The sequence below is a fragment of the Streptomyces sp. AC627_RSS907 genome (assembly GCF_019049165.1).
This window is the reverse complement of the sequence record NZ_JAGMUE010001322.1, coordinates 1-545: the sequence shown is the minus strand read 5'-3', so window position 1 is coordinate 545 and position 545 is coordinate 1. Positions and strand designations below refer to the sequence as shown.

The 545-nt window shown below is 75.0% G+C and carries 1 pseudogene; it reads left to right on the top strand.

Annotated elements, in window-relative coordinates:
* Positions 1-37 precede the first annotated feature (37 nt).
* Positions 38-545, top strand: a pseudogene (locus KUM32_RS41710) (hypothetical protein); the annotation flags it as partial.

The following is a 545-nucleotide window of genomic DNA, read 5'->3' as shown; positions in this document are numbered from 1 at the left end:
CTCCCGCGACCGGCTACCTGCGGGTAACGTGCCGGGCATGACCTCACTCCCCGAGCGCGCCGGCCGCCACTGCCACCAGGTGCTCAACCCCCTCCACTCCTGTACGTACTTCGCCCCCGAGTTCACCGACGAGCTCGGGCGGATAGGCGTCAAGGAGCGCGCCGCGTACTTCGCCGCCCGGTCCGCCCCGCTGGGCCGGGTGGGCGCCGGCACGGTGACCGCGACCTTCTACAACTTCAAGTACGACTGGGTCGCCCAGCACGTCCCCGCCGTCTGGGACGTGACGACGCCCGAGGCGGTCATCGAGGCCCGCCTCGCCGCCGCCGACGGCACGCTGCGCCGGCTCCTGGGCGCTGAGGTGATCGCCTCACCGGAGATGGCCGAGGCCGCCGAACTCGCGCTGCGCGCCACCGAGGCGTGCGGCCGGGCCGCCCGCCCGCTGTACGCGGCCCACGCCGACCTGGCCGTTCCCGACGCGCCACACCTGGCGTTCTGGCACGCCGCGACGCTGCTGCGCGAGCACCGCGGCGACGGCCACCTGGCCG